Raw genomic sequence first — 21,050 nt, forward strand, 5'->3', positions numbered from 1 at the left:
AGGCGGCTTTTGGGTAACGTAAGAGGTTTACATGCGCACACATGCACGCTTGATCCTGGCCATTCTGTTCAGCCTGGTGGCGTTTACGGTTCAGGCCGAAACGGGCCAGGGCTGGCAGCCCGTTAACAGTACCATCGGTAAAAGCGAACAGGATCCGCGTCAGTATCAGGCTATTACGCTGGATAATGGCATGACCGTGCTGCTGGTGTCAGACAAGGATGCTCCTAAATCGCTGGCGGCTTTAACCCTGCCGATTGGTTCACTGGACGATCCTGCGCAACAGGCTGGCCTGGCACATTATCTTGAGCACATGGTGCTGATGGGCTCAACGCGTTATCCGGAACCTGACAGCCTGGCGGACTTCCTCAAAAAGCATGGTGGCAGCCACAATGCCAGCACGGCGTCCTACCGCACCGCTTTTTACCTTGAAGTGGAAAACGATGCCCTTGCGCCTGCCGTCGATCGCCTGGCCGACGCCATTGCGGCACCGTTACTGGATCCGGTCAATGCCGATCGGGAACGTCATGCGGTCAATGCTGAGCTGACAATGGCGCGCGCCCGCGACGCTTTGCGCATGGGCCAAGTGGGGGCCGAGACGATCAATCCGGCCCATCCGGCTGCGCACTTCTATGGGGGCAATCTTGAAACCCTGCGAGATAAACCCGGCAGTAACCTGCATCAGGCGCTGCTGGACTTTTACCACAGCCACTATTCTGCCAACCTGATGAAGGCCGTTATCTACAGCAACCAGTCCCTGGCGCAGATGGCCGCCATTGCGGCAGACACCTTTGGTCGGGTGGCTAACCACAATGCCAGCGTTCCGATGATTAATGAGCCTGTTGTCACCGAGGCGCAGCAGGGTATTCTTATTCATTATGTGCCTGCACAACCCCGTAAACAGCTCAAAATTGAGTTCCGCATTCCGAATAACAGCGATCGCTTCCGTAGTAAAACGGACACGCTCATCGGCTATTTAATTGGCAACCGTAGCCCCAATACGCTGGCTGACTGGCTGCAAAAACAGGGGCTGGCCGATGGCGTCAGCGCCGGAGCCGATCCGGTTACCGAGCGCAACAGCGGCATCTTTACGATCAGCGTCTCACTCACCGATAAAGGCCTCGCCCAACGCGACGACGTCGTGGCGGCCGTCTTTAGCTACATTGCCATGCTGCGCGAAAAAGGCATCGATCGTCGCTACTTCGACGAAGTTTCACATGTTCTGGCGCTGGATTTCCGTTATCCCTCCATTACCCGCAACATGGACTACATCGAGTGGCTGGCCGATACGATGCTGCGGGTACCGGTAGAGCATACGCTGGATGCCCCTTATCTTGCCGACCGCTACGATGCCGGGGCGATTCAGGCCCGTCTGGAAGAGATGACGCCGCAGAAGGCGCGCATCTGGTATATCAGCCCGCAGGAGCCGCACAACAGGCTGGCCTATTTCGTCAATGCGCCCTATCAGGTAGATAAAATTAGCGCTCAGACTTTTGCGCAGTGGCAGCAGCGCGGGCGCGGGATTCAGCTCGCGATGCCGGTGCTGAATCCCTATATTCCCGATGATTTTACGCTGGTTTCTGCCGCAGAGAAGGCCTATCGCCATCCGGTAAAGCTAGATAACGATTTCGGGATGCGTATTTACTGGATGCCAAGCCAGTTCTATGCGAATGAGCCCAAAGCCAGCATTACCGTGGCGTTGCGAAACCAGCAGGCCATCAGCGATGCGCGCCAGCAGGTGCTGTTTGGTCTGAATGACTATCTGGCCAGCCTGGCGCTGGATGAGTTGAGCTCACAGGCCTCCATTGGCGGTATCAGCTTTTCGACCAGTGAGAACGATGGTCTGGTCTTTAACGCCAGTGGCTTTACGCAGCGTCTGCCCGCCTTGCTTAAACAGCTGGTGGATCGTTACCGCACCTTCCAGCCCAGTGAGTCGCAGCTGGAGCAGGCTAAATCCTGGTACCTGGAGCGACTGGACGCGGCCGAAAAAGGCAAAGCCTTTGAGCAGGCTATTCAGCCAATGCAGCTCCTGTCGCAACTGCCTTATACTCAGCGAGAAACCCGCCGCAAACTGGTGAGCGGCATTACGCTGGATGAGGTGGTGGCTTACCGCGATGCGTTAATAAAAAATGCCACGCCGGAGATGATGGCGGTTGGCAACCTGAGCGCCGACAGCGTCACGCAGTTGGGGCGCGATCTGAAACAGCAGATGCAGTGCAAAGGGACTCACTACTGGCACAGCAACTACCTCAGCGTTGAAAAGCCGTTAAAGGCGAATCTGGAGCAGCACGGCAGCAGTACCGACTCTGCGCTGGCCGCGCTCTATATTCCTTTAGGCTATGACGAATACCAGAGCATGGCCAACAGCGCGATGCTCAGCCAGATCGTGCAGCCATGGTTTTACAATCAGCTACGGACGGAAGAGCAACTGGGCTATGCCGTCTTTGCCTTCCGGATGCCGGTGGGACGTCAGTGGGGAATTGGTTTTCTGTTGCAGAGTAACAGCAAGCAGCCCGCCTATCTGATGCAGCGCTATCAGGCATTTTATCCCCAGGCTGAGCAGCGTCTGCGTACGATGAGCCAGGCCGATTTTACGCAGTATCAGCAGGCGATGCTCAACGATCTCAGACAGCGTCCACAAACGCTGAACGAAGAAGCCGATCGTTTCAGCCGCGATTTCGATCGCCAGAACAACGATTTCGATACCCGGCAAAAGCTGATGGAGCAGGTCCAGCTGCTTACGCCTGCCGGCCTGGCCGATTTCTTTCATCAGGCCGTGATGCAGAAAAAAGGCATGGCCATGACGTCGCAGATCGCCGGAAGCGGCGAGCGTAAAATCGAATTTGCCCCGCTGCCTGGCTGGAGAACCTGGCAGGAAATCGCCAAACTGCAGCAGTCGCTGCCGGTAAAGAGTGAAACCCAATGATGCAGTCAAGACCCGAGTCGCTTAACCCGTTAACGCTGCCGCTGAACGGTGAACGGTTAATTGAGGCGTCAGCGGGGACCGGTAAAACCTTTACGATCGGCCTGCTCTATTTACGTCTGCTATTAGGGCTGGGCGGTGAGAACGCCTGGCGCAGGCCGCTGTCCGTCGAAGAGATTCTGGTGGTGACCTTTACCGAAGCCGCTACGGCTGAACTGCGCGGTCGTATCCGTGACAATATCCATCAGCTACGTCTGGCCTGCGTGCGTGGTAAAAGCCATAACCCCATGCACCAACAGCTGATGGAGCAGATCCCAGACCTGCCCCAGGCCGCGTCACAACTGCTGGCGGCCGAGCGACAAATGGATGAGGCGGCAATTTTTACCATCCACGGCTTTTGTCAGCGCATGCTTAACCTGAACGCTTTTGAATCGGGCATGCTGTTCGAGCAGGAACTGATTGAAAACGAACAAACGCTGCTCCGACAGGCCACGGCCGATTTCTGGCGTCGCCAGTGTTATCCCCTGTCGCTGGATGTGGCCAGAGTCATTGCGGCGGAGTGGAGCGGGCCGGACAGTTTACTGACCACGCTGCGGCCCTGGCTGCAGGGGGAGTCACCGACGCTCAGGCGCCCACCTCGCCCAGAGGAAACGCTGGCCTCCCGCCATGCGGCCAATCTTGAGCGAATTAACGCCCTTAAGCAGCAGTGGCAGGCTGCCAGCGCCGATGTGGAAGGGCTCATTAGCGCGTCTGGTGTTGATAAGCGCAGTTATAGCAGTAAGCACTTACCTAACTGGGTGGCTAAAGTCACCCAGTGGGCACTCGATGACACGCTTGATTACCTGCTGCCCAAAGAGCTGGAGCGCTTTGGGCAGCAGGTGCTGCACGAGAAGACCAAAAAGGGCGAGGCACCGCAACATGCATTGTTTGATGCGGTAGATCGCTTTCTGGCCGAACCGCTGACGTTGCGAGACGTCATTATCTGGCAGGCCCTGACCGAGGTCCGCGAGGCGGTCCAGCGCGAAAAGCGTCAGCGCGCACTACTGGGCTTTGATGACCTGTTGAGCCGTCTGGATGAGGCGCTTCAACAGCCGGGCGGGGCACTGCTGGCGGAAACGATTCGCGGGCGCTTCCCGGTCGCGCTGATTGATGAATTCCAGGATACCGATCCGCAGCAGTATCGTATCTTTCGTACGCTGTATCTCCATCAGCCAGAGTTAGCCCTGCTGCTTATTGGCGATCCCAAACAGGCGATTTATGCCTTCCGTGGTGCGGATATCTTTACCTATCTGCGCGCCCGTAGTGAAGTTAGTGCTCACTACACATTAGATACTAACTGGCGCTCCTCGCCTGACATGGTGGACAGCGTTAACCGGCTGTTTTCACAGGTTGATTCGCCGTTTCTGTTCTCTTCCATTCCTTTTCTCCCGGTCAGTCCGGCTGCGCCTAATCAGGCCCTGAAGCTGATTTATCAGCAGCAACCGCAGCCCGCGCTGCGCTTCTGGCTTCAGCCGGGTGAAGGTGTGGGAGTAAGTGATTACCAACAATTTATGGCGCAGCAGTGTGCCGCGGATATCAGCCGCTGGCTGGTAGCCGGACAGCAGGGGCAGGCGCTGATTGGTAAAGGCGATGCCCTGCAGCCGGTTAAGGCATCGGACATTACCGTGCTGGTGCGCAGCCGTAACGAGGCCAGCCTGATCCGCGATGCGCTAAACAGCCTGTCGATTCCCTCCGTTTATCTTTCCAGCCGCGACAGCGTTTACACCACGCCGGAAGCGCGTGAACTGTTATGGCTCCTGCAGGCGGTTCAGTCACCTGAACAGGAGCGATTGCTGCGCAGCGCGCTGGCGACGTCCATCTTTGCTATTGATGCCGCCGAACTGGACGCGCTGGCGCAGAACGAACGCCACTGGGATGCACTGGTGGAGCAGTTTGTCAGCTGGCAGCAAATCTGGCATCAGCGCGGCGTTTTACCCATGCTGCGCGACGTGATGATCACGCGGCAACTGGCCGAAAATATGCTGGCATCAGACAATGGCGAACGGCGCTTAACCGATCTGATGCACCTGGGTGAACTCCTGCAGGAAGCGGCGGTTCAGCTCGACAGCACCCATGCGCTGGTGCGTTTTCTGGCACAGCAAATTGCCCGCCCCGATAGCCAGGCGGCCAGTCAGCAACTGCGTCTTGAAAGCGATCGTCATCTGGTGCAAATCGTCACCATTCATAAATCGAAAGGATTGCAGTATCCCCTGGTCTGGCTGCCCTTTGCCGCCGGATTCCGCGAGGCCGCCAGTGCGCTGTATCACGATCGTGAAAGCTTTGCTGCGATGCTGGACGTGCAGGGGGATGAGTACAGCCTGACGCTGGCAGAAGAGGAGCGCCTGGCAGAGGATTTACGCCTGCTCTACGTGGCACTGACCCGTTCGGTTCACCACTGCAGCGTAGGTATTGCACCGCTGATTAAGGGCGCGCGTAAAAAAGCGGGTGAAAGCGACTTGCACAAAAGCGCGCTCGGTTTCCTGGTGCAGCGCGGCGAAATCGCCGATGCCGCGCAGCTCAGTCAGCATCTGCAGGCGCTTGAGGGCGCGGGAATTGAGGTTATCAGCAGCGCGCTCCAGCCCGGGGCGATCTGGCATGAAGGCCTGGGCAGCAACGATGCGCTGAGCAGTCGGGAAATGACGCGAGCGCTGGCCGACAGCTGGCGCGTCACCAGTTATTCGGGTTTGCAGCAGCACGGTAGCTCACCGCTGCTGGACGCCTTGCCTAAATTTGATATCGACGCCGCAGGCGAAACGGCAGACGAAGAGGATACCCTGTTGACGCCGCACCATTTTCCGCGCGGTGCGGCACCCGGGACGTTTCTCCACGGATTGTTTGAATCAATCGATTTCACCGAACCGCCAGAGGCGCTGTGGCTGGAAGATCAGCTCCAGCAAAACGGGTATTCACTCAGTTGGCTTCCGGTCATTCAGCAGTGGATTGCGCGCGTCCTGACAACGCCGCTTAACAAGGAAGGCGTAACGCTGTCCAGTATTAACAGCCGCGACCGGCTGATTGAAATGGAATTTTATCTCCCGATCAATAACCTGCTGACCGCGACCGATCTGGATGCGCTGGTACGCCGGTACGATCCGCTGTCGCAGCGCGGTCCGGCACTGGATTTCCGCCAGGTGAAAGGCATGTTGAAAGGGTTCATTGATTTGGTGTTCCGCTGGCAGGGAAAATACTATCTGCTGGATTATAAATCGAACTGGCTGGGGGAAAGTCGTGCCGCATACACGCCCGAGGCGATGGAGCAGGCGATGATCGACCACCGCTACGATCTGCAATACCAGCTGTATACCCTGGCGCTGCACCGTTATCTCCAGCACCGTCTGGCAGGCTATGACTACCAACAGCATTTCGGCGGCGTCTTTTACCTGTTTCTGCGTGGCGTCGATGGCAGCCCGGACGACAACGGCATTTTCGCCACCCGACCCGACCCGGCGTTTATTGATGAAATGGACAGGCTGTTTGGCAATACAGAGGAAATGTTATGAGTGATATAAACGCCTTACTGCTCCAGGCAGTCGAAAAGCGTTTACTGCGACCTCTGGATATACAGTTTGCCCGCTTGATTGCGGACGACGCCCAGCCTTTTCTGCTGCTGGCAGCGGCCTGCGTCAGTGCCGATGCCGGAGAAGGTCACGTCTGTCTGCCGCTGGCTAATCTGAGCGAGGCCGGACTCTTTGCGGGGCGTCAGCCGGCCCTGGCCCAGGCACTGTGGCAGGCCGCAGGCGCGCCGGACGATGTGCATGCTGCACTGGCGGGCTGGTCAGCAATCAGTGATGGCAGTGCCGTCACCCCGCTGGTGCTGAGCCATGAGCGTTTGTATCTGCATCGCTTGTGGCAGAGCGAAGGGCAGGTTGCGCGCTTTTTTTCGTTGCAGCCCGACGAAGGAACATTTGATGCGCACCGGGCCAGCGAGGTACTGACCAGCCTGTTTGGCAGCCGTCCTGACGACTGGCAAAAGATTGCCGCAGCCGTGGCGCTGACGCGAAAAACCGCCGTGATTTCAGGTGGTCCGGGAACCGGTAAAACCACCACGGTGGCAAAGCTGCTGGCTGCGCTAATCCGATTGAATACGGTGCCGCTGCGCATACAGCTGGCGGCGCCCACGGGCAAAGCCGCGGCCCGTTTAACGGAGTCGCTGGGTAAAGCTCTACAGGGACTGGCCGTGAGCGAGGAAGAGCGCACCCGGTTCCCTGCGGAAGCGACGACGCTGCACCGCCTGCTGGGTGCACAACCGGACACGCAGCGTCTGCGCTATCACGCGGGCAACCTGTTGCATCTGGATGTACTGGTGGTCGATGAGGCCTCAATGGTCGACCTGAGCATGATGGCAAAACTGATCTCTGCCTTGCCACAGCATGCGCGCGTGGTCTTTCTGGGCGATCGCGATCAGCTGGCTTCGGTGGAGGCGGGCGCCGTGCTGGGGGATATTTGCCGCTGCAGCGAAACAGGATTTAGCCCGTCACGGGCTGCACAGCTGACGGCCCTGACCGGCTGCACGCTCACAGGCGACGATGTTGAGGCCGCGCCAGCCGTTCGCGACAGCATTTGCCTGCTGCGACAGAGCTATCGTTTTGATGAAAAGTCCGGAATAGGTCAGCTGGCACGGGCGGTGAACCAGGGCGATGCGCGCCAGATGAGCGCGATTTTTGCCGCCGGACACCAGGATGTTTCTTTTCAGCCGCTGAACGACGGCGACGCTTATCAGGCTATGCTGGACGAGGTAGCGCGGGGTTATAGCGATTATCTGCATGCCGTTCAGCATCAGGCTACGCCAGAGCAGGTTATTAACGCATTCAGCCGTTATCAGCTGTTGTGTGCCCTGCGTGAAGGGCCCTTTGGCGTGCACGGGCTGAATCAGCGCATTGAGCAACGCCTGATGCAGCTGCAGCGCATCAGACGTCCTGCGTTGGGCAGCCGCTGGTATGCGGGAAGGCCGGTAATGATCACCCGTAATGACAGCGCACTGGGGCTGTTTAACGGCGATATCGGTATTACTCTACGCGATGAGGAAGGCCAGCTCAGAGTCTTTTTTCCGTTGCCAGACGGCAGCGTGAAAGCGATTCAGCCCAGCCGTTTGCCGTCTCATGAAACCGCCTGGGTTATGACGGTACACAAGTCGCAGGGATCGGAGTTTGACCATACCGCGCTGGTCATGCCGACCCAGTTTCTGCCGGTGCTGACCCGCGAGCTGGTTTATACCGCAATTACGCGTGCGCGCAGTCAACTGACGCTTTACAGCGATCGTGCAATATTTGACCGCGCCGTACAGCTGCAAACGCAGCGGCGAAGCGGGCTGGTGGAAAGGTTAGGGGCGGCCGGGCAGGCGTAACAGCAAGGGCGGCATGGCTGCCGCCCGGTAACTGTCAGGTTAAATCCGCCATCAGCACCTTTGAGCGGCGCTGATAGTTGTACATCTCTTTCTTACTTTCTGGCAGCGACTCAATATCCACCGGCGTAAAACCGCGCTCCTGAAACCAGTGAATACTGCGCGTAGTCAGCACGAACAGTTTTTCCAGCCCCATTTGCCGAGCCTGAAGCGCGACGCGCTGCAGCAGCAACTCGCCACGCGATGAACTGCGATAGTCCGGATGCACTGCGACGCAGGCCATTTCCCCAATCTTTTCATCCATAAACGGATAAAGCGCGGCACAGGCGATGGTCAGGTTATCGCGCTGGATGATGGTGAATTTATCGATCTCCATTTCCAGTTGCTCACGTGAGCGACGTACCAGAATGCCTTGCTGCTCCAGCGGGCGAATCAGCTCCAGAATACCGCCGATGTCGTTGATGGTGGCACGGCGGATCTGCTCGGCCGACTCCATCACAATCTGCGTCCCGATGCCGTCGCGCGAGAACAACTCCTGCAGCAGCGCACCGTCTTCCTGATAGCTGATGAGATGGCTGCGGCGCACGCCACTGCGACAGGCTTTTACCGCGCCCCGTAAAAAACGCACGGTACCTGAAAGAAAATCACCGTCGCTTTCCATTTCATCGATACGTGCCTGCGCATCGTTAGGAAAGAGCTCCGAGACAATATTGCCTTCACGATCGATCACGCCTTGTTCAGAACAGAAGCCAATCATCTTTTCGGCCTTGAGCTTAATGGCGAGCTGGGTGGCAACCTCTTCAGACGTCAGGTTAAAGCTTTCACCCGTCACCGACACCGCCACCGGGCCAAGCAGCACAATGGCATCGTTATCCAACTGACGATGAATGGCCTCTTCATCAATACGACGAATGCGTCCACTGTGGCAGTAATCCACCCCGTCATCCACGCCGAGCGGTTGAGCAATAATGAAGTTACCGCTCACCACGTTAATGTGCGCGCCCTGCAAAGGTGTGTTGTTCAGGCTCATTGAGAGCCGGGCCGTGATATCCAGCTGCAGCCGGCCTGCGGCCTGTTTGACGAGTTCCAGCGACTGAGCATCGGTCACACGGGTATATTTGTGGTAAGCCGGTTCCAGCTGATGTGCCGCCAGGCTGGCATCAATCTGTGGGCGCGCGCCATACACCACGACCAGACGGATACCGAGGCTATGCAGCAAGCCGATATCATTGACAATACTGGAGAAATTCTCATGCTCAATGGCTTCACCGCCGAGCATGATGACGAATGTCTTATCCCGATGCGCATTGATATAGGGAACGGTGTGGCGAAAACCCTGAACCAGTTCGGTACTACGTTCCTTCACGGCTAACCCTCAGTGAATGTTTATTCGTATTTTGTGTATTTTTATGCCTTTAGCCATCGTTTTGCAAGCGCTAATCCTGACGATAATTTACGTTTTTTTTGGTGCCAAAGCCGCTAACAGCCTGCATTATTTGGGGTTTCCGGGGTGACATTGCCTGCAGGATTGGATAAAGTTTTCGCCGCCATTTTATTTGGCTGCCGTTTTTTTAAACACTATATAACAGCTGGAGTGGCATGTCGGAAGGTAATCCCCTGGTTTCACGTAGACGATTATTAAAAGGTACAGGGGCGCTGTTACTGCTCAGCGTCAGCGGTGTGAGTATGGCCGCGACCAGCCATATTTTAGCGGTCCGCATCTGGCCCTCTTCCACTTACTCGCGTATGACGCTGGAGTCTAACGTCGCGCTTAAGTACAAGCAGTTTGCCCTGACGAACCCTGACCGCCTGGTCATTGATATCGATGGCTTGCATCTTAACTCAGTCCTTAAGGGCGTGAATCAGCACGTGCGTGTTGACGATCCTTTTATTAAAAGCGCCAGAGTGGGGCAGTTTGATGCCAATACCGTGCGCGTCGTACTGGAACTGAAACGCAACGTGTCCCCTAAAATCTTCAGCCTTGACCCGGTGTCCACGATCAAACACCGACTGGTGGTCGATCTCTATCCCAGCCAGGATAGCGTTGAAGATGATCCGCTTCTGGCATTACTTAAAGATTACAATCAGGGCGATCTGGAAAAAAATGAGGCCGTTCAGGCGCCTCTGCCCGGTAAAGCGGGACGCGATCGCCCGATCATCATCATGATCGATCCCGGGCATGGCGGTGAAGATCCCGGTGCCCACGGTAAACATAAAACACGTGAAAAGGATATCGTGCTGAAGATTGGCCGTCGGCTGAAAACCTTGATCGAAAAAGAGCACAACATGAAGGCTTACATGACCCGCAACGAGGATGTGTTTATTCCCCTGCGGGTGCGGGTTGCTAAAGCACGCAAGCAACGTGCCGACCTGTTTGTCTCAATTCATGCCGATGCGTTCACCAGCCGGGCCGCGCGCGGTTCTTCCGTGTTTGCGCTGTCGACCAGCGGCGCGACCTCTGCGGCGGCGCGTTTCCTGGCGCAAACCCAGAACGAAGCCGATCAGATTGGCGGCGTCAGCATGAGTGGAGATCGCTATCTGGATCACACCATGTTTGATATGGTGCAGCGCCAGACGATCCATGACAGCCTGAAGTTTGGTAAAGAAGTGCTGCACCGCATGGGGCGCATCAATCACCTGCACAAACGCACCGTGGATCAGGCCGGTTTTGCCGTGCTTAAGGCACCAGATATTCCCTCTATTCTGGTGGAGACGGCCTTTATCAGTAATGTTGAAGAAGAGCGTAAGTTGCGCACCACGCGCTATCAGCATCAGGTGGCAGAGGCGATCCTGGAAGGAATCAAAGCCTATTTTAAAAGCGGTGTCGCACTGGCTCATCGCTGAGTAACCCTCAGGAAAACGGCCGCTGGCGCATTTTCCTGGCCTGCTGAGACACCAGGACCGGAAAGCGATCCCACGCGGCTTCAGGATCAGGCCGCGCAGGTTGGCCTGCTGTTCAGAGGCCGCCGGGTGCTCAGCGCCCCTTTGCCAGATAACGGGCCATTTCGTCTTCCGGCACCATTCCGCCGCCCGTTGCCCAGACCAGATGTGTCGCCTGACCTAACTGCGCCGCGGTAAAACCGTGCATTTGCAGGTAAGCTGTGGCACTGCAGACGCGCTGGGGGCCAGCCATACCGGCGAGGGCCGAGGGCTCCAGCCGCAGGTCTTCTTCCTGCGCCAGCCAACTCAGCATGTCGTACAGGCTTTGATCGTCAAGCGTATAGAGCCCGTCCAGCAGGCGCTGCATGGCCCGGCCAACGAAGCCGGAAGCGCGTCCGACCGCCAGTCCATCGGCTGCCGTGATATTGTCGATGCCGATGTCCTGTACCGAAATACCCTCGTGCAAACCCGTGCAGATGCCCAGCAACATGCAGGGAGAGTGGGTGGGTTCGGCGAACAGGCAGTGAACGTGTTCACCAAAAGCCAGCTTCAGACCAAAGGCGACGCCGCCGGGGCCACCGCCCACGCCGCAGGGTAAATACACAAATAACGGATAATGGCGGTCAACCACGCGGCCCTGCTGTTCAAACTGAGCCTTCAGGCGCTGCCCGGCAACGGCATAACCTAAAAACAGGGTGCGGGAGTTTTCATCGTCGATAAAGAAACAGTCCGGGTCGGACTCTGCCGCTTTACGTCCTTGCTCTACCGCTACGCCATAATCCTGTTGATACTCAATTACCGTGACGCCGTGACTGCGTAGTTTGGCTTTCTTCCATTCGCGGGCGTCCGCCGACATATGCACGGTAACTTTAAAGCCAAGACGGGCGCTGATGATGCCAATCGACAGGCCAAGATTACCGGTTGAGCCCACGGCAATACTGTACCGGTTAAAAAATTGCCTGAACGAAGGCGAGAGTAGCCTGCTGTAATCCTCTTCCCGGGTCAGTAAACCTGCATCCAGTGCCAGTTTCTCGGCATGGGTCAGCACTTCATAAATCCCACCACGCGCTTTGATTGAGCCAGAAATTGGCAGGTGGCTGTCTTTCTTCAACAGCAGCGTACCCGCAATGTGTTGTCCGTATTCCCTTTGTAGCCGCGCCTGCATCGCCGGTATGGCTACGAGCTCCGACTCAATAATTCCTCCCGTGGCGGCCGTTTCAGGAAAGGCCTGTGCCAGAAAAGGTGCAAACCGGTTCAGGCGTGCATGCGCCTCTTCAACATCCTGGGCCGTCAGGCCAACATGGGGTAAGGCTTCTGCGACGGTGGTCGTGGCGGGATTAAACCAGGTGGTTTCATTGAGCGCAATTAAATCCGCGACCTGCGGAAACTGAGTGGTCAGTGCAGCAATATTGTGGTTATTCATAGCAGACCTTGTGATGTCCGAATGAATCATCAAAACAGAAATATAGCGGCAAGAGCAATAGCTGCGGCCTGAACAGGGTTCTGTCTGAGTGGCAAACGCGAGAACAGCTTAAAAAGAGGAAGAGAAGGAGAGGTGACTACACTGGCGGTTGAGCGAATTTCAGAAACAAAAAAACACCCTTTCAGGTGTTTAAAGTGGTTGCGGGGGCCGGATTTGAACCGACGACCTTCGGGTTATGAGCCCGACGAGCTACCAGGCTGCTCCACCCCGCGTCCGATTGCGCATAGCGACTTTCACATTGTCTCTTCTGTGTGAGCAAAATCACAGAAAATTGGTTGCGGAGGCCGGATTTGAACCGACGACCTTCGGGTTATGAGCCCGACGAGCTACCAGGCTGCTCCACCCCGCGTCCGATTGCGCATAGCGACTTTCACATTGTCTCTTCTGTATGAGCAAAATCACAGAAGAATTGGTTGCGGGGGCCGGATTTGAACCGACGACCTTCGGGTTATGAGCCCGACGAGCTACCAGGCTGCTCCACCCCGCGTCCGTGGATGCGCACTATACTCCGCACGATGATTGTTGCAACCCCTTTTTGCCCTAAAAGGCTAAATTTGCTGTTAATTGATGAAGGATTCCTCCATTTGGTGATTTATTGCGCCGATATCCGTTATGACGAAACAGGATGGATTTCATTCTGATGACGGCTTTGCTATCGTCGCGTGGCGAACAGTTATAAAAAGAGATGAAGATGAAAGGACGTTGGGCGAAGTACGCACTTACTGGCGCATTTTTAGCGCTGCTGGCTGGCTGTAGCGGTAAGCCAACCGATCGGGGTCAGCAATATAAAGACGGCAAACTGGATCAGCCCCTTGCGCTGGTCAATCAACCTAATGCTAAAGGCCGCCCGGTTAACGGCCGGGACTTTGGTGAACAGGTCCGGCAGATTCAGTCTGCCTCCTCTGGCCTGTTTCTCCGCAACAACAGTACTTACAGTGCGGTAGAAAACTGGCTGATAGCCGGCGGCGACACGCGCCAGCTGCGCCAGTTTGGTCTGGACGCGTTTCAGATGGAAGGCACAGACAACTACGGCAACGTGCAGTTCACCGGGTACTACACGCCAGTCGTTGAGGCACGTTACACCCGTCAGGGTGAGTTCCAGTATCCCATTTACCGGATGCCGCCACGTAAGCGCGGACAAAAGCTGCCAAGCCGTGCTTCTATATATAGTGGTGGGTTGGACGATCGCTATGTGATTGCCTGGAGTAATTCACTCATCGATAACTTTATTATGGACGTACAGGGGAGCGGCTACGTTGATTTTGGCGACGGGCGTCCAATGCGCTTTTTTGGTTATGGCGGAAAAAACGGCTGGGGCTATCATAGCATCGGTAAAGAGCTGATCGATCGTGGCGAAGTGAAGCGAGAAGACATGTCCATGCAGGCGATTCGCCAGTGGGCTGACGAGCATTCTCCGCAGGAAGTGCGTGCGCTGTTAGAAACCAACCCTTCATTTGTGTTTTTCAAACCTGAAGACTATGTGCCGGTGCGCGGTGCCAGCGCTGTACCGCTGGTGGCGAAAGCTTCTGTGGCATCAGACCGCTCACTGATTCCTGCCGGAACGGTGTTGCTGGCAGAAGTGCCGCAGTTAAATGAAAAAGGGAAATTTAACGGTAAATATGAGATGCGAATGATGGTGGCGCTGGATGTTGGCGGTGCCATCAAAGGCCAGCACTTCGACATTTATCAGGGCGTGGGCCCGGATGCCGCTCATCTTGCCGGTTTCTATAACCATTATGGACGCGTATGGGTGCTTAAATCTGCCCCTGGCGCCGGTCAGCCGCTGTTCAGCAATGCGCAGGGCGGCAACAACGGCACCCTGTTGTTGGGTGCTAACTAATTTTTGATGTGGCGGGCGTTCTGGCCCGCACTCTGTAACAGGTTTGACTATGAAAGTGTTAAACGATGCCTGGCACCAGCGCTTTGGTGGCACGGCACGTCTTTATGGCCAGCAGGCTCTGCAGCGGTTTGCGGATGCGCATTTCTGCGTCATTGGGATTGGTGGCGTAGGTTCCTGGGCTGCAGAGGCATTGGTACGCACCGGTATCGGCAGGATTACCCTGATCGATATGGACGATGTCTGCATCACCAATACCAATCGTCAGATACATGCGATCCATGGCAACGTGGGTAAAGCCAAGACGGAAGTCATGGCGGATCGCCTGCGCGCCATTAATCCTGATTGTGAAGTGGTGTGCATTGATGATTTTATTACGCCGGAAAACACGGCGACCCTGCTGACGGGCGATATCGATTACGTGATTGATGCCATTGATAGCGTGCGGCCCAAAGCCGCGCTGATTGCCTGGTGTCGGCGCAACAAGATCCCGCTGGTCACTACCGGTGGCGCAGGCGGCCAGATCGATCCGACACAAATTCAGGTCACCGATTTAGCCAAAACGATCCAGGATCCGCTTGCGGCCAAACTGCGCGAGCGCCTTAAACAGTTTGGTGTCGTGAAGAACAGCAAAGGCAAGCTGGGCATTGACTGCGTATTTTCTACTGAGGCGCTGGTTTATCCGCAGGCGGATGGCACGGTTTGCGCCTCACGCAGTACGGCAGAAGGGCCGAAAAGAATGGACTGCGAATCCGGGTTTGGCGCGGCAACGATGGTGACGGCCACCTTCGGCTTTGTTGCGGTATCCCATGCCCTGAAGAAGTTTCTGGCGCGCGCGGCGCGCCAGGCTTAACCCTGATACCGTTGGGCACTCTGCCGCACGGCGTCAGCCAGCGCTTTCAGGCCACTGCTGCGTGATGCGCTAAGCTGAGCGCGCAGGCCCAGCGCCTCAAACAGATCGAGCGGATCGGACGCCAGCAACTGAGCTGGCGTCTTGCCTTCAACGGCGGTTAGCAACACGGCCAGCAGACCGCGCACGATACGACCTTCGCTGTCTCCATAGAAGTGCAGGGTACCCTTCTCTCCCAGTTGACTGCCGAACCAGACGCGGTTTTCGCAGCCGCTCAGTTCGATATCCGCTGTTTTTAACGCGTCAGGCAACCCGGGTAACTGCCGTCCCAGTAAAATCAGCTGCCGGTAGCGATCTTCCCACTGATGAAAGCGGGAGAAGGTAGCCTGTAAATCAGCCGTGGTGATTTCAGCGCCGAATGGGTGAGGCGCTAACAGCGGTGTGTTCATTATTAAAACTCCGATAACAGATCGATGGCGCTGCGCATGGCGCGCAGCAGGGCATCGACATCCTGAAGATTATTATAAGGTGCAAACGAAACGCGCAGCGTGCCGTCAACGCCCAATGCCGCCATCAATGGCTGAGCGCAATGCTGACCCGCCCGCAGGGCGATACCGTGCTCGGCCAGAAGCGTCACGATGTCGCTGTGATGAATGCCTTGAATGTCGAAGGCCAGCAGGCTGGCACTGCCACAGCGGAAGCTACGAAAGCCGGGCAGTTCAGCCAGTTGCTCCTCGGCCAGGCTGGCAAGCTGCTGGCTCCACATCTCGGCTTTGCGCATATCCAACTGCTTCAGCCAGCCGAGCGCGGCGCTTAACCCGGTAACGCCAGCAACGTTGGGTGTGCCCGCCTCGAAACGCCAGGGAACGGGCTGCGGCGTAAAGCCGGTAAAATCGACCTGTGTCAGCATCTTTCCGCCGCCCTGTAAGGGAAGCATCTCTTCCAGCTGTTCCGCTTTTCCGTACAGCACGCCAATGCCCATTGGCCCGTAGAGCTTGTGGCCGGAAAAAGCATAAAAATCAATATCCAGCGCCTGCACATCCGGTGGGCAATGCACCACGCCCTGAGCGCCATCCACCATGACTTTTGCGCCTGCTGCGTGGGCCAGCGCAATGGCCTGCGCTAGATCGGGACAGCCGCCGGTCACGTTAGACATCTGCCCGACCGCCAGCAGCCGGGTCCGGTTGTTAATCAGCGCAGGCAGCAGTGAGATATCCGGCAGGCGATCGGCACCAATCGGCCATTTCACCACCCGCGCGCCACTGGCCTGCGCAACCATCAGCCAGGGCACCAGATTCGCATGATGTTCTGCCTCACTGACAATTATCTCATCGCCAGGCTGTAAACGCGGCGCTAACCAGCCATGCGCCACCAGGTTTATCGCATCAGTGGTGCCGCGCGTCCATACGATCTGGCGATCGCTGGCGGCATTCAGCCAGTGTGCCACCATGCTACGCGCCTGTTCGTACTGCTCCGTTAACTGGCGGGCAGCAGCAAACTGGCTCCGGTGAACGGTGCCAGCGCTCAGGCTGTAGAATTGCTGCGTCGCGTCTATCACCGTCTGCGGTTTCAGCATGGTGGCGGCACTGTCAAGATAGACACCGGCATCGTTTAGCGCAGGAAACTGCTGACGAAATGAAGAAGGGTTGAAGGCGCTCATACGTGGCTCACAGGTTGTTAATTTTCAGGTCCAGGCTGAAAGATGGCTGTCTGTCTGGCAAAGCTGGAAAAGCGGGTTATGCTGAGTATTGCAAGGTATAAACTTAACCCGCATGGCGAGACGACCTACTTACAGTCGATCGCACTTGACCGTTTCTTTGGTCAGCGTAACGCGGGGGGTTTGGTGCAATCAATCTGCAAGGAGATAGAAGATGAAAAAACTCGCCGCAATGCTGGCCATTTGTACAATGGCCTTTACCCTGGCTGCCTGTTCAAGCAACTACGTGATGCATACCAATGATGGACGCACTATCGTCGCTGAAGGCAAACCAAAGGTCGATACTGACACAGGTATGATCAGCTATAAAGATGCGAATGGCAATGAGCAGCAGATTAACCGTTCAGATGTGAAAGAAATGGTTGAAATGAAGTAATCAGCCCATAAAAAAAGCACCGCAATTTGCGGTGCTACTCAATATCACAATGGACAGACAGGGTAAATCTACAGGAATTAAAAAAGCTTGATCTGTAAAGGTCAGACCAAAATTGCAAACACAACATCACGACCACAAGCCAAAAGCTTTCAGAAAATCTGCGAACTCACTCACAAATCCAAAAACTTTTCGTTCCGGCTCAGGAAGTAGCGCAACTATAGGTATTTGCTGGAGCTTCATCAACGGACAATTTATAATGTCTCGGATTATAAATTCTAATACGTAAAGCCTTTGTATTAGTTCGCGTATTTTTTGCCAGGCTGGCTATGGATAACCATGTCAAAACGTCTTCCTCCCCTTAATGCACTGCGGGTTTTCGATGCCGCAGCACGCCATTTAAGCTTTACCAAAGCGGCTGAAGAGCTGTTTGTCACCCAGGCTGCCGTCAGCCATCAGATCAAATCACTGGAAGATTTTCTGGGATTAAAGCTCTTCAGGCGGAGGAATCGTTCGCTTTTGCTCACGGAAGAGGGGCAAAGCTACTATCTGGACATTAAAGAAATCTTCTCTGCCCTGAATGAAGCCACGCGCAAGCTGCAGGCACGCAGTGCCAAAGGCGCGCTCACGGTCAGTTTACTGCCGAGTTTTGCCATTCAATGGCTCGTGCCGCGCCTCTCCAGCTTTAATCTGGCTTATCCGGGAATCGATGTCCGTATCCAGGCCGTTGACCGCGATGAGGAGAAACTGGCCGACGATGTGGACGTGGCGATTTTCTATGGTCGGGGCAACTGGCCTGGCTTACGGGTGGAAAAACTCTACGCAGAATACCTGCTGCCGGTCTGTTCTCCGGCGTTGATGACCGGGGAAAATCCGCTTAAAACCCCTATGGATCTTGCTCGCTTTACTCTACTGCATGATGCGTCGCGTCGTGACTGGCAATCCTATATTCGCCAGCTCGGCGTTCAGCATATCAACGTTCAACAGGGCCCCATCTTCAGTCACAGCGCCATGGTGTTGCAGGCGGCGATTCATGGTCAGGGCGTGGCATTGGCCAATAACGTTATGGCGCAGAGCGAAATCGAAGCGGGGCGGTTGATTTGTCCGTTTAATGACGTTTTAGTGAGCAAAAATGCTTTTTATCTGGTTTGTCATGACAGCCAGGCAGAACTGGGTAAAATAGCCGCCTTTCGACAGTGGATCCTCGCTAAAGCGGCAACCGAACAAGAAAAATTCCGCTTTCGTTATGATCAGTAACTTTTTGATTTTTTTGCAGGGACCTGCAAACGCACCTTGAGGATAGATTGATGTCCAGACGTGCCATGTTTATTTTTGCGGCCATCAGCGGCTTTTTCCTGGTGGCATTTGGTGCTTTTGGTGCTCACGTGTTGAACAAAACGCTGGGAGCCACTGAAATGGCCTGGATTCACACCGGGCTGGAATATCAGGCTTACCATACGCTGGCTGTACTGGGGCTGGGTGCGGCAATGCTGTATCGCTGTAACATCTGGTTTTACTGGAGCAGTGCGTCTATGGCGCTGGGAACCGTATTATTTAGCGGCAGCCTCTATTCACTGGCGCTGTCGCATTTAACGTTTTTTGTATTTATCACGCCAGTCGGAGGCCTATTCTTCCTCGTCGGCTGGCTATTGATGTTGATTGGCGCACTGCGTCTTAAAACCAAGGCAGAACGCCATGAATAAAGTTTTACTGTATTGCCGCTCCGGCTTTGAAAAAGAGTGTGCGGCAGAGATTAGTGCGAAAGCAGCAGAGCGTAACGTCTACGGCTTTCCACGGGTAAAAGAAGATGCCGGTTATGTGCTGTTTGAATGCTATCAGCAGCCCGATGCGGAAAGGCTGATTCGGGAACTGCCATTTGAAACCCTGATTTTCGCCCGCCAGATGCTGGTTGTCGGCGAGCTGCTGCGTGACTTGCCCCAGGACGATCGTATTTCGCCGATCGTTGGCATGTTAAGCGGTGTGGTCGAGAAAGGCGGCGAGCTGCGTGTTGAGGTGCCTGACACCAATGAAGCAAAAGAGCTCACCAAATTCTGCCGCAAGTTTACCGTTCCCCTGCGTGCCAGCCTGCGTGAGAGCAAAATTCTGCTTAATTACGAGAGCCCAAAACGCCCGGTCGTGCACGTGTTCTTTATTGCTCCCGGTACCTGTTACGTGGGCTATTCGCTGCCAGAAAACAATTCCCCCTTTTATATGGGCATTCCGCGTCTTAAGTTTCCCTCTGATGCGCCAAGCCGTTCAACGCTTAAGCTGGAAGAGGCTTTCCACGTTTTTGTGCCCGCCGACGAGTGGGATGAGCGGTTAGCCAGCGGCATGTATGCGGTGGATCTGGGCGCCTGCCCTGGCGGCTGGACGTATCAGCTGGTACAGCGCAGCATGATGGTCTACGCCGTGGATAACGGCCCCATGGCACCGAGTCTGATGGATACCGGACAGGTCTTTCACGAACGCGAAGACGGTTTCCGCTTCCGCCCACCGCGCACCAATATCAGCTGGCTGGTCTGCGACATGGTGGAAAAACCGGCTCGCGTGGCCAATCTGATGGCGGACTGGCTGGTGAATGGCTGGTGTCGTGAGGCCATTTTCAACCTGAAGCTGCCCATGAAGAAGCGGTATGAAGAAGTCACGCAGAATCTGGCCATGATCGAGCAGCGCCTCACGGAAAATGGCATTAATGCGCAAATTCGCGCACGCCAGCTCTACCACGATCGTGAAGAAGTAACGGTGCATATTCGTCGTATCTGGGCCGCGGTCGGTGGCCGTCGCGACGAGCGCTAATCGAACCGATCGGGCGCGATGGTGCCCGATCGGTTGACCATGCTAGTCACCGCTGTAACGCAGTAAATTCAGATTTCCTTCCAGCACCAAATCCTGTTTCAGCCGGGCGACGTCGCGGCTGATGAACGCCATCTCTTGCCCTGTCTGCAGTTTATTGCGCCATTTGGTGGGGACCTGATCCAACTGTTGGTAAAGCGATTCCAGTGAGCCAAACTGCTGCAGCAGTTCCCGGGCGCTTTTGGGGCCGATGCCCGCGATACCCGGGATTTTACTGCTGCTGATGCCGCATAATCCCCAGTAGTCGGGCAGCACAGTGGGCGCAACGCCAAACTCCGTTTCAATAAACGGCAAATCCAGCCAGCGCTTCTGAAAATAATCGCGGATGCGAATGTCCGGCGCCAGTAGCTGGCAGTAGCCTTTGTCGGTGGAAACGATAGTGGCCTGATGGCCCGCCCGCGCCATTTTTACCGCCAGCGTGGCCGCCAGATCGTCGGCTTCATCCTGTTCGGCAATCCAGCAGCTCACGCCCACGGCCCGAAACGCCGCCTGCAAAGCGGGCATTTCAGCCTGCAAATCTTCCGGCATGGGCGGGCGACCGCTTTTATAGTCGGGCAGCAGCTGATGCCGCCATCCCTGATGGCGCGCTTCACCGTCAAACACGGCCACAACGTGAGAAGGACGCGTGTGGCCGAGAAGCTGGCGCAATGCCGCCACGCAGCCGTCCACACAGGGAGAGCCTTGAACGGCGTGAAGGCGGCGAATGAGATTGAGTGCATCAACAATAAGTAAGTGATGTGACATAAGGTACGGGCAG

At 56.0% G+C, this 21,050-nt stretch carries 15 protein-coding genes and 3 tRNA genes; 10 read left to right on the top strand and 8 right to left on the bottom strand.

Annotated elements, in window-relative coordinates:
- The first annotated feature begins 31 nt into the window (after positions 1–31).
- The 3 genes from ptrA to recD are packed head-to-tail and all read left to right on the top strand — an operon-like array spanning position 32 to position 8,303.
- Positions 32–2,923, top strand: a complete 2,892-nt coding sequence (gene ptrA, locus PAGR_RS04745; RefSeq protein WP_014605145.1) for a pitrilysin — start codon at positions 32–34, stop codon at positions 2,921–2,923.
- Positions 2,920–6,459, top strand: a complete 3,540-nt coding sequence (recB, locus tag PAGR_RS04750; RefSeq protein WP_014605146.1) for an exodeoxyribonuclease V subunit beta — start codon at positions 2,920–2,922, stop codon at positions 6,457–6,459. Before ptrA ends, recB begins: the two co-directional genes overlap by 4 nt.
- Positions 6,456–8,303, top strand: a complete 1,848-nt coding sequence (gene recD, locus PAGR_RS04755; RefSeq protein ID WP_014605147.1) for an exodeoxyribonuclease V subunit alpha — start codon at positions 6,456–6,458, stop codon at positions 8,301–8,303. The genes recB and recD overlap by 4 nt, the downstream gene beginning before the upstream one ends.
- Positions 8,304–8,337: 34 nt before the next feature.
- Here recD and argA read toward each other — a convergent pair whose 3' ends face one another.
- Entirely contained in the window at positions 8,338–9,666 is a 1,329-nt protein-coding gene (argA, locus tag PAGR_RS04760) for an amino-acid N-acetyltransferase (RefSeq protein ID WP_013026976.1), read from the bottom strand.
- Positions 9,667–9,899: 233 nt separating this feature from the next.
- Between argA and amiC the strand changes: the two genes are divergently transcribed.
- Positions 9,900–11,144, top strand: a complete 1,245-nt coding sequence (gene amiC / locus PAGR_RS04765) for an N-acetylmuramoyl-L-alanine amidase AmiC (protein ID WP_013026975.1) — start codon at positions 9,900–9,902, stop codon at positions 11,142–11,144.
- Between the two features lie 130 nt (positions 11,145–11,274).
- Here the strand turns inward: amiC and dsdA are convergent, their stop codons facing one another.
- The 4 genes from dsdA to PAGR_RS04785 form a co-directional block, all read right to left on the bottom strand.
- Complete coding sequence (gene dsdA / locus PAGR_RS04770; protein WP_014605148.1) at positions 11,275–12,603, bottom strand: D-serine ammonia-lyase; 1,329 nt, start codon at positions 12,601–12,603, stop codon at positions 11,275–11,277.
- Positions 12,604–12,798: 195 nt separating this feature from the next.
- Positions 12,799–12,875, bottom strand: a tRNA-Met gene (locus tag PAGR_RS04775).
- Positions 12,876–12,935: 60 nt separating this feature from the next.
- Positions 12,936–13,012 (bottom strand) — tRNA-Met (locus tag PAGR_RS04780).
- Positions 13,013–13,073: 61 nt separating this feature from the next.
- Positions 13,074–13,150 (bottom strand) — tRNA-Met (locus PAGR_RS04785).
- Positions 13,151–13,354: 204 nt separating this feature from the next.
- On the opposite strand from PAGR_RS04785, the gene mltA reads away from it, so the two are divergent.
- Together mltA and tcdA are read left to right on the top strand one after the other, a co-directional pair.
- Complete coding sequence (mltA, locus tag PAGR_RS04790) at positions 13,355–14,503, top strand: murein transglycosylase A (RefSeq protein ID WP_014605149.1); 1,149 nt, start codon at positions 13,355–13,357, stop codon at positions 14,501–14,503.
- Between the two features lie 49 nt (positions 14,504–14,552).
- The gene (tcdA, locus tag PAGR_RS04795; RefSeq protein WP_014594469.1) at positions 14,553–15,353 is read left to right on the top strand and encodes a tRNA cyclic N6-threonylcarbamoyladenosine(37) synthase TcdA; all 801 of its coding nucleotides are present in this window, start codon (positions 14,553–14,555) and stop codon (positions 15,351–15,353) included.
- Here the strand turns inward: tcdA and csdE are convergent.
- The gene (csdE, locus tag PAGR_RS04800; RefSeq protein WP_014594468.1) at positions 15,350–15,799 is read right to left on the bottom strand and encodes a cysteine desulfurase sulfur acceptor subunit CsdE; all 450 of its coding nucleotides are present in this window, start codon (positions 15,797–15,799) and stop codon (positions 15,350–15,352) included. The two genes, tcdA and csdE, sit on opposite strands and share 4 nt — an antisense overlap.
- A 2-nt stretch (positions 15,800–15,801) precedes the next feature.
- Complete coding sequence (gene csdA / locus PAGR_RS04805) at positions 15,802–17,010, bottom strand: cysteine desulfurase CsdA (RefSeq protein WP_014594467.1); 1,209 nt, start codon at positions 17,008–17,010, stop codon at positions 15,802–15,804.
- Positions 17,011–17,221: 211 nt separating this feature from the next.
- On the opposite strand from csdA, the gene PAGR_RS04810 reads away from it, so the two are divergent.
- The 4 genes from PAGR_RS04810 to rlmM all read left to right on the top strand — a co-directional run bounded on the left by PAGR_RS04810 (position 17,222) and on the right by rlmM (position 20,236).
- Entirely contained in the window at positions 17,222–17,443 is a 222-nt protein-coding gene (locus PAGR_RS04810) for a YgdI/YgdR family lipoprotein (protein WP_013026969.1), read from the top strand.
- Positions 17,444–17,779: 336 nt separating this feature from the next.
- Positions 17,780–18,697, top strand: a complete 918-nt coding sequence (locus tag PAGR_RS04815) for a transcriptional regulator GcvA (RefSeq protein WP_014594466.1) — start codon at positions 17,780–17,782, stop codon at positions 18,695–18,697.
- A 50-nt stretch (positions 18,698–18,747) separates the two neighbouring features.
- The gene (locus tag PAGR_RS04820; RefSeq protein WP_014605150.1) at positions 18,748–19,143 is read left to right on the top strand and encodes a DUF423 domain-containing protein; all 396 of its coding nucleotides are present in this window, start codon (positions 18,748–18,750) and stop codon (positions 19,141–19,143) included.
- Positions 19,136–20,236, top strand: coding sequence for a 23S rRNA (cytidine(2498)-2'-O)-methyltransferase RlmM (rlmM, locus tag PAGR_RS04825; RefSeq protein WP_013026966.1), 1,101 nt, complete (start codon positions 19,136–19,138; stop codon positions 20,234–20,236). Before PAGR_RS04820 ends, rlmM begins: the two co-directional genes overlap by 8 nt.
- A 42-nt stretch (positions 20,237–20,278) precedes the next feature.
- On the opposite strand, the gene xni is transcribed toward rlmM, so the two are convergent.
- Complete coding sequence (gene xni, locus PAGR_RS04830) at positions 20,279–21,037, bottom strand: flap endonuclease Xni (RefSeq protein WP_014605151.1); 759 nt, start codon at positions 21,035–21,037, stop codon at positions 20,279–20,281.
- Positions 21,038–21,050 lie beyond the last annotated feature (13 nt).

The organism is Pantoea ananatis PA13, from assembly GCF_000233595.1.
GTDB lineage: Bacteria > Pseudomonadota > Gammaproteobacteria > Enterobacterales > Enterobacteriaceae > Pantoea > Pantoea ananatis.

What these genes read in the sequence shown, in the direction of transcription:
- PAGR_RS04815 (WP_014594466.1), top strand. Translation starts at nt 17,780, where the DNA reads ATGTCAAAACGTCTTCCTCCCCTTAATGCACTGCGGGTTTTCGATGCC.
- PAGR_RS04820 (WP_014605150.1), top strand. Translation starts at nt 18,748, where the DNA reads ATGTCCAGACGTGCCATGTTTATTTTTGCGGCCATCAGCGGCTTTTTC.
- PAGR_RS04810 (WP_013026969.1), top strand. Translation starts at nt 17,222, where the DNA reads ATGAAAAAACTCGCCGCAATGCTGGCCATTTGTACAATGGCCTTTACC.
- rlmM (WP_013026966.1), top strand. Translation starts at nt 19,136, where the DNA reads ATGAATAAAGTTTTACTGTATTGCCGCTCCGGCTTTGAAAAAGAGTGT.
- tcdA (WP_014594469.1), top strand. Translation starts at nt 14,553, where the DNA reads ATGAAAGTGTTAAACGATGCCTGGCACCAGCGCTTTGGTGGCACGGCA.
- ptrA (WP_014605145.1), top strand. Translation starts at nt 32, where the DNA reads ATGCGCACACATGCACGCTTGATCCTGGCCATTCTGTTCAGCCTGGTG.
- dsdA (WP_014605148.1), bottom strand. Translation starts at nt 12,603, where the DNA reads ATGAATAACCACAATATTGCTGCACTGACCACTCAGTTTCCGCAGGTC.
- xni (WP_014605151.1), bottom strand. Translation starts at nt 21,037, where the DNA reads ATGTCACATCACTTACTTATTGTTGATGCACTCAATCTCATTCGCCGC.
- recB (WP_014605146.1), top strand. Translation starts at nt 2,920, where the DNA reads ATGATGCAGTCAAGACCCGAGTCGCTTAACCCGTTAACGCTGCCGCTG.
- mltA (WP_014605149.1), top strand. Translation starts at nt 13,355, where the DNA reads ATGAAAGGACGTTGGGCGAAGTACGCACTTACTGGCGCATTTTTAGCG.
- csdE (WP_014594468.1), bottom strand. Translation starts at nt 15,799, where the DNA reads ATGAACACACCGCTGTTAGCGCCTCACCCATTCGGCGCTGAAATCACC.
- csdA (WP_014594467.1), bottom strand. Translation starts at nt 17,010, where the DNA reads ATGAGCGCCTTCAACCCTTCTTCATTTCGTCAGCAGTTTCCTGCGCTA.
- amiC (WP_013026975.1), top strand. Translation starts at nt 9,900, where the DNA reads ATGTCGGAAGGTAATCCCCTGGTTTCACGTAGACGATTATTAAAAGGT.
- recD (WP_014605147.1), top strand. Translation starts at nt 6,456, where the DNA reads ATGAGTGATATAAACGCCTTACTGCTCCAGGCAGTCGAAAAGCGTTTA.